This is a genomic window from Lentzea fradiae, from assembly GCF_900100955.1.
Lineage (GTDB): Bacteria > Actinomycetota > Actinomycetes > Mycobacteriales > Pseudonocardiaceae > Lentzea > Lentzea fradiae.
Genome location: NZ_FNCC01000001.1, coordinates 533,390 through 546,757, shown reverse-complemented (window position 1 = coordinate 546,757; position 13,368 = coordinate 533,390). Strand labels below are relative to the sequence as shown.

The 13,368-nt window shown below is 71.4% G+C and carries 12 protein-coding genes; 8 read left to right on the top strand and 4 right to left on the bottom strand.

Translation table 11 applies throughout. The annotated features are described in order from the left end of the window. The first annotated feature begins 175 nt into the window (after window positions 1–175). The 3 genes from BLT23_RS02570 (at window position 176) to BLT23_RS02560 (ending at window position 3,178) form a co-directional block, all read left to right on the top strand. A complete protein-coding gene (locus tag BLT23_RS02570; protein ID WP_245743488.1) occupies window positions 176–1,354 on the top strand; it encodes a multidrug effflux MFS transporter in 1,179 nt (392 codons plus the stop codon). Window positions 1,355–1,516: 162 nt separating this feature from the next. Continuing rightward, window positions 1,517–2,377: a coiled-coil domain-containing protein gene (locus BLT23_RS02565; RefSeq protein WP_090045065.1), complete on the top strand. Its 861-nt coding sequence runs from the start codon at window positions 1,517–1,519 to the stop codon at window positions 2,375–2,377. Window positions 2,378–2,404: 27 nt separating this feature from the next. Continuing rightward, a complete protein-coding gene (locus tag BLT23_RS02560; protein ID WP_090045062.1) occupies window positions 2,405–3,178 on the top strand; it encodes a hypothetical protein in 774 nt (257 codons plus the stop codon). Here the strand turns inward: BLT23_RS02560 and BLT23_RS02555 are convergent. Together BLT23_RS02555 and BLT23_RS02550 are read right to left on the bottom strand one after the other, a co-directional pair. Continuing rightward, the gene (locus BLT23_RS02555; protein WP_281248813.1) at window positions 3,165–3,854 is read right to left on the bottom strand and encodes a glycoside hydrolase family 11 protein; all 690 of its coding nucleotides are present in this window, start codon (window positions 3,852–3,854) and stop codon (window positions 3,165–3,167) included. The genes BLT23_RS02560 and BLT23_RS02555 overlap by 14 nt on opposite strands. A gap of 175 nt (window positions 3,855–4,029) precedes the next feature. After that, window positions 4,030–4,863, bottom strand: coding sequence for a PaaX family transcriptional regulator (locus BLT23_RS02550; protein ID WP_090045059.1), 834 nt, complete (start codon window positions 4,861–4,863; stop codon window positions 4,030–4,032). Window positions 4,864–5,010: 147 nt separating this feature from the next. On the opposite strand from BLT23_RS02550, the gene BLT23_RS02545 reads away from it, so the two are divergent. Then, window positions 5,011–6,294, top strand: coding sequence for an extracellular catalytic domain type 1 short-chain-length polyhydroxyalkanoate depolymerase (locus BLT23_RS02545; protein WP_090045056.1), 1,284 nt, complete (start codon window positions 5,011–5,013; stop codon window positions 6,292–6,294). 95 nt (window positions 6,295–6,389) lie between these two features. On the opposite strand, the gene BLT23_RS02540 is transcribed toward BLT23_RS02545, so the two are convergent. After that, window positions 6,390–6,851 (bottom strand): hypothetical protein, encoded by a 462-nt coding sequence (locus tag BLT23_RS02540; protein WP_090045054.1) that lies wholly within the window; start codon window positions 6,849–6,851, stop codon window positions 6,390–6,392. 217 nt (window positions 6,852–7,068) lie between these two features. Here BLT23_RS02540 and BLT23_RS02535 point away from each other — a divergent pair, with 217 nt between their 5' ends. The 4 genes from BLT23_RS02535 (at window position 7,069) to BLT23_RS02520 (ending at window position 12,382) form a co-directional block, all read left to right on the top strand. After that, complete coding sequence (locus BLT23_RS02535) at window positions 7,069–8,565, top strand: SulP family inorganic anion transporter (protein ID WP_090045051.1); 1,497 nt, start codon at window positions 7,069–7,071, stop codon at window positions 8,563–8,565. 258 nt (window positions 8,566–8,823) lie between these two features. Beyond that, window positions 8,824–10,254, top strand: coding sequence for an MFS transporter (locus tag BLT23_RS02530; RefSeq protein WP_176946557.1), 1,431 nt, complete (start codon window positions 8,824–8,826; stop codon window positions 10,252–10,254). Between the two features lie 195 nt (window positions 10,255–10,449). Further along, a complete protein-coding gene (locus tag BLT23_RS02525; protein WP_090045046.1) occupies window positions 10,450–11,967 on the top strand; it encodes a hypothetical protein in 1,518 nt (505 codons plus the stop codon). A gap of 73 nt (window positions 11,968–12,040) precedes the next feature. Next, window positions 12,041–12,382 (top strand): STAS domain-containing protein, encoded by a 342-nt coding sequence (locus tag BLT23_RS02520; RefSeq protein ID WP_090045043.1) that lies wholly within the window; start codon window positions 12,041–12,043, stop codon window positions 12,380–12,382. 63 nt (window positions 12,383–12,445) lie between these two features. On the opposite strand, the gene BLT23_RS02515 is transcribed toward BLT23_RS02520, so the two are convergent. Further along, window positions 12,446–13,339, bottom strand: coding sequence for a universal stress protein (locus tag BLT23_RS02515; RefSeq protein WP_090045041.1), 894 nt, complete (start codon window positions 13,337–13,339; stop codon window positions 12,446–12,448). Between the last annotated feature and the right edge of the window lie 29 nt (window positions 13,340–13,368).

Genomic DNA, 13,368 nt, shown 5'->3' with positions numbered 1-13,368 from the left:
GAATTCTCATTCCTCGCGCATTCTTGACTGGTGTTTTCCGGGTTTTTTACACTGCCCGCAATTTTTCCGGGCCCGTTCTCCGGGCAACGCACAAGAGACAGCGTCCCGCACCGTTTCTCGGCGAAGGGTCCCGATGGGCAACGCGCTTTCCGGTCAGCCGAGTCGTCGGGAAAGGGTGCGGCTGGCCGTGGTCCTCGGCGCGATGGTCGCTCTCGGGCCGCTCACGATCGACATGTACCTGCCGGCGTTCCCCACGATCGTCACGGACCTCGGCACCACGGCGCCGCTGGTCCAGATGACGCTCACCGGCAGCCTGATCGGGCTCGGCCTGGGGCAGTTGCTGATCGGGCCTTACTCGGACTCCGTCGGCAGGCGGATTCCGCTGGTCCTCGGCACTTCGCTGCACGTGCTCACGTCCGTGCTGTGCGCGTTCGCCACGGACATCGTGGTGCTCAACGTCTTGCGCGTGGTGCAGGGCATCGGCGCGGCGGCGACGGCGGTGGTCGCCATGGCGATGGTTCGCGACCTCTACGAGGGACGCGCGGCGGCGACCATGATCTCCCACCTCATGCTCGTGACCGGTCTGGCGCCCATCCTCGCGCCGTCGCTCGGCAGCGCGGTGTTGCTGGCCGGGTCGTGGCGGTGGGTGTTCGGCACGCTCGCGGTGATCGGCGCCGTGCTGGTCGCCGTGGCGGCCTTCGCGACGCCGGAGACGTTGCCGCCGCAGCGGCGCAGGTCCCACTCGCTCCGCCCGGTGCTGCGCGGGTTCGGCACCGTGGTGCGGGACGCGGACTTCGTCCTGCTGACGTTGGTGGGCGGGCTCGCCTTCGGCGGGGCGCTGGCGTACGTCTCCGGGGCGTCGTTCGTGTTCCAGCAGCAGTACGGTCTGGACGAACGGGAGTTCGGCCTGGTGTTCGGGCTCGGCGCCGTCGCACTGGCCTGCGGCACGCAGCTGAACCCGTTGCTGCTGCGCCGTTTCACCCCGTTGCACGTCCTGTTCGGCGCCGTGGTCCTCGCGACCGCCGGTGCCGTCGCGCTGCTCGTCTCCACGGGGCTCCAACCGGACTCCCTCGCGCACTTCCTCGTCCCGCTCCTCGTCGCGATCACCGGCATCGCGCTCGCCATGCCGAACGCGGCGGCGCTGGCGTTGTCGCGGCACGGTTCCGCCGCCGGGACAGCGGCCTCGGTGCTCGGCGCGATCCGGTTCGGACTGGGGTCCGCCGTCGCTCCGCTGGTGGGCGTCCTCGGCAACGACAGCACCGCGACCGCGGTGGTCATGGCGGGCGGCGGCGCTGTCGCGCTGCTGCTGTCCGGACGGCTCGTCCTGCGGGAACGGCGGCGCGGCGCCGCCTGAGCACGCGCGGCTCAAGTTCGGGAACAAACCACGGTGCGGGTTCGTCTTTCAGGGCGAGTACTGGTTCCCGGCTGCCGGGCCTCGCGGCCCGGCGGCGGGTGACGTCCCGGCGCCGCCGGCGGGGACCGGTGGCGCCGTCGTACCGGAAGGAGCAGGGGAAAAGTGGAGTTGTTGCCGCTGCGGACCGACTTCGACGTGCGCTGGCGGGGCTACGACCACGACCAGGTCCGGCATTTCGTGCGCCAGGCGGAGGAAGAGCTGGCGGTGCTCGCCGCCGACCGGGACGCCGCCACCGCACGAGGCGACTCCCTGGCGCGACAGCTGGAAGCCGCCCGCATGGAGAACGCCGAGCTGCGGGCCCGGCTCGACCGGATCTGCCGCACGCCGGTCGATCCCGAGGCGCTCACCGAGCGGCTGCGACGCCAGGTGGAGCTGGCCCACGCCGAGGCCGAGGAGATCACGACCCGCGCCAGGGCCGTCGCCGAGCAGGACTGGGCGACCGCCCGCCGCGCCGCGGACCGGTTGCGCGAGCGCGCCGACCACCTCGTGACCGAGCTGGACCGCCGCCGCGCCGAGATGGAGACCGAGCACCGCGAGCTGATGACCCGCGCTCACGCCCGGGTCGACACGATCACCCGGCAGGCGGAGCTTCGTCGCCGCGAGCTCGACGACGAGGCCGCACGGCTCCGCGAGCAGGTCGAGTCCGACTTCAAGGAGGCGATGACCCAGCGCCGCAGAGAGGCCATGCAGGCGCTGGCGGAACGGCAGCGTGCCGCGGAGGCCCGCGCCGAGCAGACCGTGCGTGACGCCACCGAGCACGCCCGGCGGATCGTCACCGAGGCCGCGGAACGCGTGGAGGTCCTGCGGCGCGAACGAGACCGCGTCGCCGCGGAACTGCGTGCGGCACAAGGGTTGCTGTCCGGCATCGAGTCGTTGTTGAAGCCGCTGCCGGACGAGTCCGTCGTGACGCTGGACGTGATCGGGCAACCGGAGATGCCGTCACGGCAGGAGGTTCGCGTCTGAGACGGGCACACTTCGTAAGCTGGTGCCATGCCGGTGAACGAGCAGGTCCTGGCCGTGGCGGAACGGATGACCGGCCTGCCCTGGCCGCGCGACGACGAGCGGCTCGACTGGGAGGTCGACGGGTTCACCGGGTGGTCCGGCTTCCTCGCGCACGTGCTGCCTCTGACCGGCATGTCGCCCTTCGGCCGGCCCGCGGACCGGCGGTGGGGCGTCCGCGACCGAGCGCCCGCCGGTCTGGCGCGGGCGCTCGGCGCGGATGACGCGGCGTGGTGGCGCTACGGCGACCACGCCATTGTTCTCACCGGTGCCGCCGTGCACGTGGTGCCCCTGCCGTGGCTCACCGGTCCGGACCCCGGCGAGCACGCCCACCGGTCCCCGCTCATCGCTGCTTTCCTTTCCGGCGACGCCCGACGCGTCCTCGGTGCGGTGTGGACGGTGTTCAGGACTCGCGACCCCGAGGTCCTCACACCGCTGGTGAAGGCGTTGCCCGCCATCGAGAAGGCGACGGACCTCGACCTGGGAGGCGCGCTCGCGTCCAACAACGACAACCTGGACCACGTGCTCGGCCGGATCAGGCTCTTCCGCGAAGGCACCTGCCTGTGCACCGCGTACCTCTCACACCTGTTCTACGACCCGGAGAAGGAGGGCCGGCACGTCCTGGTCGTGGGGACGGTCCCCAACGACCGGCAGTGGGTGCCCGACCGCCTCTGCGAGTGCCGCGACTGCGGCCGGCGGTTCCAGGTCGAGCAGGGCGAACACCACTACACCTGGTGGAAGTGGACGGCTCTCACCACACCGTGACGTTGGAGTTGCCGCTGCTCTGGTAGCCCTCGGTCGCGAGGATCATGTAGTAGCGGAAGTCGCCGAGCCGCATGTTGGCCCTGCTCCACGCGTCGAAGTGGTTGCCGGTCGTGATGGAACCGCCGGTGCGCCGCTGCTGCCGGACGCTCCAGAACTGCGGGAACGTCTTGGTGCCCTCGACGGACGGCGCGTTGTACCGCATCGTCTGGTAGAGGTCGTAGGTGCCGCCGTCGGTGGTCACCGTGCCCCGGTACTCGCCGGTGGGCCGCCAGCTGCCCCAGTTGTCGACGATGTAGTACTCGACCAGCGGGTTCGACGTCCAGCCGTAGAGAGTCAGGTAGGAGTTGCCGGACGGGTTGAAGCTGCCGGAGTAGTTCACGGTGCGGCGGGAGCCGTTGCTCCAGCCCTTGCCGCCGACGAAGTTGCCGACGTTGCTCCAAGACATGCTGTAGTTGCCGCCGTTGCCGAACTCCATGCAGGCGCGGCCACCACCGTCGGTCCAGAACGAGTAGTAGTAGCCGCCGTGGTTGCCCGTCTGGCTCGAACAGGTGGCGGCGATTCCGACGTCCGCGCCGGCGACGGCGGGCGTCATGGACATGACCAGCGCGAGGCAGGCGGCGCCGATGCCGAAGCGGCCGCGCCTGCGGCTTCGTGGTCGGACAGTGGCCTCAACCATGTCAGTGCTCCTCGTCATCGAGTTTCTATGGTGCGGCGACGGTTCGACTCCAACCTTTCGAATCGAATTCGACCAACCGTTCTCGACGGCGGCCGGGCATCAATGGACGCTAGCAGTGACGCAACAGGCACGTAAGGTAGCGGAAACTTTTCGACATAGTTTCGAAAAAACGCCGTCATTCATCCACAACGGATTCCAGCGCGTCCGCCGCGAGGTCACCGGCGCGATTCGCCCAGCTGGTGCGCAATGCGCGGAACAGCTCGACCGCCCGCGTGCCCGGCCACCGTTCCGGCAGCAGCGCGGGTGGCAGCACCGGGTCGTGGCGGATCAGCAGCAGCCATTCCGCGCCCAGCAGGACCCGGCGGGACAGGACGTCGAGGTGCCCGGACGCGTCGTTCCCCCAGCGGGCCAGGAAGCCCTCGTAGCCCGCGGCGATCGACGGCAGGTCCCACGCCTCCGCCGCGACCCGTGCGGGGTCCGTCCACATGAACGCCTCCGCCCGGAACACCTCGGCGTGGTCGAGCAGGTCGAGCTCCGCGAGCGTGGCCGAGACGTCCGCCGCCTTCGTCGACACCCACAGGCCGCTGCGCAGCGGCCCGAACCCGAACCAGCCGAGCCGGGTGCGCAGGGCGTGCCGGTCGGCGCGGCGGCTCTCCGGCACCGAGAACGTGAGCAGCGTCCAGCGGCCGTCCCAGTCGCCGTCCACCACGTCGCCGTCGAGCCGGCGCTGCCCGTCGCGCAGCACGGCGGTGCCCTGCTCGGTCAGCCCGAGGAACGCCTGGCGGCCCCGGCGGCGCGTGTGCAGCAGGCCGCGGCGGCCCATCCGGTTCAGCGCGGTCCTGGTGGCGTGCTCGCCGATGCCGAGGCGCCCGAGCGCCGCCACGACGCCGCCCGTCGACACCGCGATCCCCCGGTCGAGCACGTGGTCGCCGAGCAGCACGAGCACGGCCGTCTCCGGCCGCACTGCGGCTCCCGCCACTGCGTCCGGTGGTGGCACCGCTGCCGTCATCCCGACCTCTCCCCCTCCTCGTTCGGCCGCCCGACCGGTTGTTTCGTCGAACGCCGCCGTCGAAGTTCGTCAGAAAATTGACGTCCGTCACCAATCTGCATACTTTCGGAGCCCTGGCAGATCCGGACCCCTGACCGGAGGTCGACGATGACCGCACGCAGAACCACGTTCCTGGCACTCCTGGGGAGTGCCCTGCTCACCGCGGCGGGCGCGGTGATCACACCGGCGGCCTCCGCCGCGTCGCTGACCGAGGTGACGAACTTCGGTGACAACCCCGGCGGCATGCGCATGCACGTCTACGTGCCGGACACGCGCCCCGCCAACCCCGCCGTCGTCGTCGCCATGCACGGCTGCGGCGGCAACGGTCCCGGGTTCCACTCCGGCAGCGAGTTCTCCTCGCTCGCCGACCGCTACGGGTACGTCGTGATCTACCCGAGCGCCCAGCAGGAAGCCGGGTTCGGCAAGTGCTTCGACACGTGGTCGGAGGCGTCGAAGAGGCGCGGCGGCGGCAGCGACCCGGTGTCGATCGTGTCGATGGTCAACTACGTGAAGCAGCGCTACAACACCGACCCGAACCGGGTGTTCGCCACCGGCTCGTCGTCGGGCGGCATGATGACCCAGCACATGCTCGCCGTCTACCCGGACGTCTTCAAGGCGGGCGCGTCGTTCATGGGCGTGCCGTTCAACTGCTTCGCCAACGCCGCCGACTACGCACCCGGCCGCAGCCAGTGCACCGGCGGCAGCATGAACCGCACCCCGCAGCAGTGGGGTGACGCCGTCCGGCAGGTCAACCCCGGCTTCAGCGGCACGCGCCCGAAGATCCAGCTGTGGCACGGCACCGCCGACAACCTGGTGCCGTACTCGCTGCTGCAGGAGTCGATGGAGCAGTGGACGAACGTCTTCGGCCTCAGCCAGACGCCGACGTCCACCGACAGCCCGCGGGCCGGCTGGAACCGCGGCAAGTACTCCGACAAGGTCGAGACCTACAGCATCCAGGGCGCGGGCCACAGCCTGCCGTCGGGCGGGATGGCCGCGGTGGCGCTGGACTTCTTCGGCATCACCGGCACGCCGGACCCCGACCCGGACCCCGATCCCGACCCGGAGCCGACGCCGGGCGCCTGCTCCGTCCGTGCCGTGGTCAACCCGTGGAACAACGGCCTGACCGAGAGCGTGACCATCACCAACACCGGCACCACGCCCGTCAACGGCTGGTCGCTCACCTTCACGCTGCCCTCCGGCCAGACCATCGGCTCCGGCTGGAACGCCACGTTCTCGCCGAGCTCCGGCCAGGTGACCGCGCGCAACGTCGGCCACAACGCCACGATCTCGCCCAGCAGGTCGGTCGAGTTCGGTTTCCAGGCCACGCACAACGGCAACACCGCGGCGGCCTCGGCGTTCGCCCTCAACGGGGCGACCTGCTCCACGGGCTGAGCGAGCACGCGTCCAGCCGGTAGGACCACGTCCACCGGCCGCCGGCACCACACCGGCGGCCGGTGGACGTGAGGCCGCGGATCGCCTGCCGCGCGTCACCGGTCCGAGTCGAGCTTCCGCTCCAGGTCCTCCAGACCGCCGCGGACGAGCCTCCCGTAGTCGTCGTCGGCCAGCACGCCGATCGTCTCCCGCGCCAGGTCGAGGTGCTCGCGGGCGCGGGCGAGGTCGCCGAGCTTGCGGTAGCACTCGCCGACGTTGAGGTGCAGCGACGGGTACAGGCCCGCCACCGGCAGCGTCACGCCCGCCCGTGCCGCGCTCTCCGCCGAGACCGAGTCGGCGGCGGCCAGCGCCCGCAGGTCCCAGACCAGCTCCTCGCGCACGTCGTCCTGCACGTCGGCCATCGAGTGGGCGAGCACGCACACGTGCAGCGGGTCGCCCTGCTCACCGCCGATGTCCTCCCAGATCCGCGCGAACTGCTCGCGGGCGGCCTCGCGCTGCCCCTGCTGGTGGTGCAGGGCAACGGCTTCACCGATGCGGGTCATCGGGTCCGTGGACATCTGAGGTTCCTCCGCTGGGGGTCGAGATCGGCGGACGGGGTGCCGGAAGCCGAACCTACTCCGGCCGGGAGACGTTGCTCACGATCACCTCGGACGGCACGGGCGACGCAGCGGCGCACGGGTAGGGTTCCCGCCCGTTGCGCCGCAGCAGCCGCAACCCCGTTCCTGCCCCGCGACGTACCGCTGCGCGGCGCCGCGCCATCTCCCGAGGTGCCGATTGTCCTCGTTCCGGGCCTCCCAGCGGCCTGCGCTGTCGCAGCGCGTTCGCACGACGTGGTTCTCGAACCCGCGCGCCGACCTGCTCTCCGGGCTCGTGGTCGCGCTCGCACTGATCCCGGAGGCGCTGTCGTTCTCCGTGATCGCGGGGGTCGACCCGAAGGTCGGGCTCTACGCGTCGTTCACCATCGCGATCATCATCGCGTTCGCGGGCGGCCGTCCCGCGATGATCTCGGCGGCGACCGGCGCGATGGCACTGGTGCTGGTGCAGCTGGTCCGCGACCACGGCATCGAGTTCATGTTCGCCGCGACGGTCCTCACCGGCGCGTTCCAGATCCTGTTCGGACTGGTGGGCGTGCACCGGCTGATGCGGTTCGTGCCGCGCACCGTGATGGTCGGCTTCGTCAACGCGCTGGCGATCCTGCTGTTCGCAGCGCAGATCCCGCACATCACCGGCGGCGGCTGGCCCGTCATCGCACTGGCCGTGCTCGGTCTCGCGATCATCTACCTGCTGCCCAGGCTCACCAAGGCCGTGCCCGCGCCGCTCGTCGCGATCGTCGTGGTCACGGCGCTGACGGTGTTCCTCCACATCGGCGTGCCGACCGTGGGCGACCAGGGCGAGCTGCCCACCGCGCTGCCCGGCTTCGGCCTGCCGCTGGTGCCGTTCACCCTGGACACGCTGGCGATCATCACGCCCTACGCGCTGACGCTGGCCGCCGTCGGCCTGATCGAGTCGCTGCTCACCGCACAGCTGCTCGACGACATCACCGACACCGGGTCCGACAAGGGCAGGGAGGTGCGCGGCCAGGGCATCGCCAACATCGCCACCGGCTTCTTCGGCGGCATGGCGGGCTGCGCGATGATCGGCCAGTCGATGATCAACGTGAAGTCCGGCGGGCGCACCCGCCTGTCCACGCTCGCGGCCGGGGTGTTCCTGCTCATCCTGGTGTTCGTGCTCGGGCCGGTCGTGTCGCTGATCCCGATGGCCGCGCTCGTCGCCGTCATGGTGTTCGTGTCCGTCAGCACGTTCGACTGGAGCAGCATCAAGCCCTCGACGCTGCGCCGCACCCCGAAGAGCGAGACCGCGGTGATGGTCGTGACCGTGGCGACCGTGGTGGCCACCCACAACCTCGCGCTCGGCGTGCTCGCGGGCGCGTTGCTCTCGGCGATCTTCTTCGCCCGCCGGGTCGCCCACCTCGTCGACGTCTCCAGCGCGCTCGGCCCAGATGGCGGAGTGCGCGTCTACACGGTCACCGGGGAGCTGTTCTTCGCCTCCACCAACGAGCTCGTGCGCGCGTTCGACCACACCGAGGACGTGGCGAAGGTCGTCATCGACCTCTCCGGCGCGCACGTCTGGGACAGCTCGGCCGTCGCGACGCTGGACGCGGTGACCGCGAAGTTCGCCGCGCGCGGTGTCGAGACGGAGATCGTCGGGCTGAACGCCGCCAGCGAACACCTGCACGCCAAGCTGTCCGGACAGCTCAGCGGCTCGCACTGAGCGGGTGGCTTGCGGATCGTCGGCCGGGTGATCCGTTCCACGCGGAGGCACGGCCGGCGGCTGCTAGAATGGCCTCGTCGAAATGTCATGAGGCTGCCCAGTTGGTACGCTTGGGCAAGATGAGTGTGTGCCACTCGCTACATGACACGGGTATTCCCCACGCCACGGCAGTTCTGTCAACCGTCTCGTTCAACGGTCGGGCAGGCTGACGAGCGCGTGCACCGAGCCCGGAAAGCCTTCCCGACGGGGAGGAATCCGATGACCGCCTCGGTAACCGCGTCGGCGCATACCGCGGCCACCGGTGGCCAGCACCGTGGACTCGCGCTCACCGTTCTGCTCATCCCGGCCGCGCTCACCCTGCTCAGCGTCACGAGCGTCAACGTCGCGCTGCCGTCGATCCGCGCGGCACTGGGGGCCAGCGCCGTCCAGCAGTCGCTCGTCCTCACGACCTACGCGCTCGCGTTCGCGATCGTGCTGCTCTTCGCGGGCCGGCTGGGCGACCAGTACGGCCACAAGAAGGTGTACCTGGCCGGAGTCGCGATCTTCACGCTCGCCAGCACGTGGTGCGGGCTCGCGGCCGACCCCGGTCAGCTGGTCGCCGCACGGGTTCTCGCCGGGATCGGCGGTGGTCTCGCGATGACCCCGGTGACGGCGCTGATCCAGTTGCTCTACAAAGGACCGGAGCGAGCCCGTCCGTTCGGGATCATGGGTGCCGTGTTCGGGGCTTCCAGTGCCGCCGGGCCGATCCTCGCCGGTCTGCTCCTGCACTCGGGCGGCGACTTCGGGTGGCGGCTGACGTTCCTCGTGAACGTGCCGTTCGGCCTGCTGGCCGGTCTGTTCGCGCTGAAGGCGCTGCCGTCGGCCGCACCCGCGGGTGTGCGGGGCAACGACCCCGTCGGCCTGCTGCTGTTCACCGCCGGTCTCATCGGGACGATCCTGCCGTTCTCGCTCGGCCAGGGCATCACCGCGCTGTCGCTCGCCGTCCTCGCCGCCGGTGTCGTTCTGTTCGTCCTCTTCGCACGGTGGGAGCTCCGCCGCGAGCAGCGGGGCGAGTTCGCCGTGGTGCCGTTGCGGCTGTTCCGGCAGCGCGCGCTGCCGATCGGCGTCGTCACCACGTTCCTCGGCTTCGCCGGGTTCACCGCGTCGTTCCTGATGCTCGCGCTCATGTGGCAGGACGCGCTCGGGCACGACGGCCTGTCCGCGGGCCTGCTGGTGCTGCCGTTCGCTCTCGGCAGCGTGGCGAGCGCGGTGTTCACGCAGCGCCTCACCCGCCGGTTCGGCACCAAGGTCGTCACCGCGGGCCTCACGCTGATCGCCGCCGGTCTCGCGGTCGTCGGCCTCCTCGTACTGGTGGTGGCCCCGGAGAACCAGACGATCCTCGTGATGCTGGTGCCCCTGCTGGTCACCGGCGCCGGGGTCGGCCTGTTCGTCGGCCCCAACACCAACGCGTCGTTCGCGCAGACGGAGGGACGGGACGCGGGCGTGGCGAGCGCCCTGGTCACCGCGGCGCAGCGGGCGGGAACCGCTGTCGGCATCGGCATCCTGTCGGCGATCTACGCCGCCGCGGACATCACCTCGCTGACGACGCAGGCGGTGGCGGCGTTCATGACGGCCGCGTTCGCCGGGCTGGCCGCGCTGGTCATGGTGGTCACCCGGCGCAGCAGCCTCGGCGCGTCCGGGCACCGGTGACGCCCTCCCAAAGTCCACATAGGACAGTTGTCGCCGGTCTGCCCGCGTACTGCGGGCAGACCGGCCCCAGGCTTGCCCCGGACACGGGGACGCCCACTTTCGGGTGATTGCACCGCGGCGGCGGGAATTCCGCTCCGGCCGGGTTATCCCCCGGTCAGCGAGACGGAACCCGTCACGACCGTGCGAGGTGCCCCGATGGACGACGACCGAGTCCGCGACCGGAGGTCCGCGCGCAGGCGCGGGCACCTGGCGGTGGCGGTGTGCCTGCTGGTGGCGAGCTGCACCGGGCCGTTCGAGCTCACCGCCGACGGAGCGGCCGGCGCGATGACGGCCGAGGTGGCCGCGCCTGCCGAGAAGACCTTCGTCCTGAACGCGGAACCCGGTGCGGCGTCGGCAGTCGCGATGAGCTCGGCGCTGTTCCGCAGCGCTCCTGTCGTGGTGGTGACGGACGGCGGTGCCGCCGCGAACGCGGGTGCCCTCGCCGAACGGCTGGGCGTTCCGGTCCTCCAGGTTCCCGCGCCCGGCGTGCGGGAAGAGGTGGAAAGGCTGTCGCCGCAAGCGGTTCTCGCCGTGGGCGCCGACGCACGCCGTGAGGTCGAGTCGTGGGGGACGGACGCCGAGGTCGTCGGAACCGACGGTGCCACGACGGACCTGCCCGCGGGGCTGCCGGACGTCGAACGGCCGCAGCCCGTGGGGGTGACGGTCCTGGCCGACAACAGCCGTGACGACGTCGCCGCGCTGGCCACGGCGAAGGCCGCGGGGGCACGGGTCGTCTTGTTGCGGGGCGCCGACCCCAGGCGCGACCAGGCCGCGATCGACGCGCTGCGCGCGGAGCCGTCCGCGTCGATGATGGCGCTGGGCGAGGACTTCGGCCCGGCGGACCGGTTGCGCGGACGGGTCGACACGGCGGTCCGCGGCGGGCAGCTGCCCGGCGGCGGCCAGCTCTTCTTCCCCGGCAGGATGCTCGTCGCCCTCTACGGCCACCCGGACGGGCCCGCGCTCGGCGCGCTCGGCGAGCAGGACCTCGACGGCACGATCGCCCGCGCCAAGCAGCTGGCCGGCCAGTACGAACCGCTGAGCGACGTGCCGGTCGTGCCGACGCTGGAGATCATCGTCACGGTCGCCCACGGCTCCCCCGGCCCCGACGGCGACTACTCGGGCGAGACCGAGGTCGAGAAGCTGCGGCCGTGGGTCGAGAAGGCCGGGCAGGAGGGCCTGTACGTGATCCTCGACCTGCAACCGGGCCGCGCGCGGCTGCTCGACCAGGCGAAGCGCTACCAGGAGCTGCTGGAGCAGCCGCACGTCGGCCTGGCCGTCGACCCCGAGTGGAAGCTCGGACCGGCCCAGGTGCCGTTGCAGCAGATCGGTGGCATCGACGCCGCCGAGGTGAACGAGGTCACGACGTGGCTCGCCGACCTGGCCGCCGAGCGGCTGCTGCCGCAGAAGCTGCTGGTCGTGCACCAGTTCCAGCTGACGATGATCCGTGACGAGCAGTCGCTCGACACCAGCCGCGACGAGGTGCAGCTGCTGATCCACATGGACGGGCAGGGCACGACCGGTCAGAAGGTGTCCACCTGGGACTCCGTGGTGGCGGCGCGGCCCGGTGACCTGCCGATGGGCTGGAAGAACTTCTACGACGAGGACAAGCCCATGCTCACCCCCGAGCAGACCATGACCTACAAGCCGACGCCGTCGATGGTCTCCTACCAGTGATCACTCCGCGTGACGGTCGCACCGTATACGATCAAAGGCGACAGTCACGTCGTGATCGCGAGGAGGCGCACCGGTGGAGGCCACGAGCGAGCTGCGGGAGAACGCGGTCGTCCTCCAGGTCACCGGTGAGCTCGACTCCTACACGGCGCCGCTGCTGCAGGAGCACCTCGGCAAGGCGTTCACCGAGGCCGCCGAGGGCGGGCTGGCCGTCGTCCTCGACCTGACCGGCATCTCGTTCCTCGCGTCGTCCGGCCTGTCCGTGCTGGTCGAGTACCACCTGCGAGGCGAGGACCAGGGCATCCCGCTGCGGGTGGTCACCCCGGCGGGCAGTGCGTTGCGCGCCCTGCGGGCCACCACGCTGAACGAGACGATCCAGATCTACGGCACGGTGCCGGAGGCGCTGGCGGGCCGCTGAACGCACGAACGGCGCCGGCCGGGGCCGACGCCGTTCCCGGGTCTCGTCACCCGCCCGCGACGGTCACTGGTGTGCCGGCGGGACGACCGCGACGGGGCCCTGGGCGTTGTAGATCAGCGACTGGCTGGTGGACCCGAGCAGCAGGCCGCGGAACCCGCCCCTGCCACGCGTGCCGACCACGACCAGCTGCGCCGAGGCGGACTGCTCGGTCAGCACGCGCACCGCGCCACCGCGGACCAGCTCCTGCCGCACGGTCACGCCGGGGTGGTTCTTCGCGCAGGCGCCGACCTCCTCCTCCAGCAGCTGCCGCTCCTCGGCCTCGATCTCCTCGACCGCGGCGGCGACCTGGACCGTCCGCTTCGTCGCGTCGACCAGCGAGTCCGACCAGGTGCGCACGGCGAGCAGGGGTGCCCCGCGCAGCTCGGCGACCTGGAACGCGAACTCCAGCGCCGCCTCGCTGGTCACGGAGCCGTCGACACCCACGACGACCGGGGCGTCCTGCGCCGGGGCCTGTCCCTCGCGCACCACGACGACCGGGCAGAGGGCGTGCGTGCTGACCGCCACCGCGATCGAGCCCACGAGCAGGCCGGTGAAGCCGCCCAGCCCGCGCGAGCCCAGCACCACGAGCTCCGCGGTGGCCGAACGCCCCACGAGCTGCTCGGCCGCGCCGCCCTCCACGAGCTCCGTCGTCACCTCGACGCCCGGCGCGGCCTCCCGCGCGACGGCGGCCGTGGCGTCGAGCCACTGGCGGCCCTGGTCGCGGACGGCGTTGCCGAACTCCGCGGTCGACCCGCCCCGCCGCGGCCCGCGGAAGGGGACGGGCGGGTAGCTGTGCAGGAGCACGAGACCGGTGCTGCGCCTGGCCGCCTCGGCGGCGGCCCAGCGGGTCGCGTCGAGCGCCGAGGTGGACCCGTCCACTCCCACGACGATCGGCTTGGCCACGGTCGGTTCCGTCATGCATCGCTCCTGTTCGGATCAGGTCAGGC

Excerpts from the sequence above, each read along its gene's own strand:
- BLT23_RS02550 (WP_090045059.1), bottom strand. The coding sequence starts at position 4,863 with ATGACGGCAGCGGTGCCACCACCGGACGCAGTGGCGGGAGCCGCAGTG.
- BLT23_RS02545 (WP_090045056.1), top strand. The coding sequence starts at position 5,011 with ATGACCGCACGCAGAACCACGTTCCTGGCACTCCTGGGGAGTGCCCTG.
- BLT23_RS02560 (WP_090045062.1), top strand. The coding sequence starts at position 2,405 with ATGCCGGTGAACGAGCAGGTCCTGGCCGTGGCGGAACGGATGACCGGC.
- BLT23_RS02555 (WP_281248813.1), bottom strand. The coding sequence starts at position 3,854 with ATGGTTGAGGCCACTGTCCGACCACGAAGCCGCAGGCGCGGCCGCTTC.
- BLT23_RS02515 (WP_090045041.1), bottom strand. The coding sequence starts at position 13,339 with ATGACGGAACCGACCGTGGCCAAGCCGATCGTCGTGGGAGTGGACGGG.
- BLT23_RS02525 (WP_090045046.1), top strand. The coding sequence starts at position 10,450 with ATGGACGACGACCGAGTCCGCGACCGGAGGTCCGCGCGCAGGCGCGGG.
- BLT23_RS02530 (WP_176946557.1), top strand. The coding sequence starts at position 8,824 with ATGACCGCCTCGGTAACCGCGTCGGCGCATACCGCGGCCACCGGTGGC.
- BLT23_RS02540 (WP_090045054.1), bottom strand. The coding sequence starts at position 6,851 with ATGTCCACGGACCCGATGACCCGCATCGGTGAAGCCGTTGCCCTGCAC.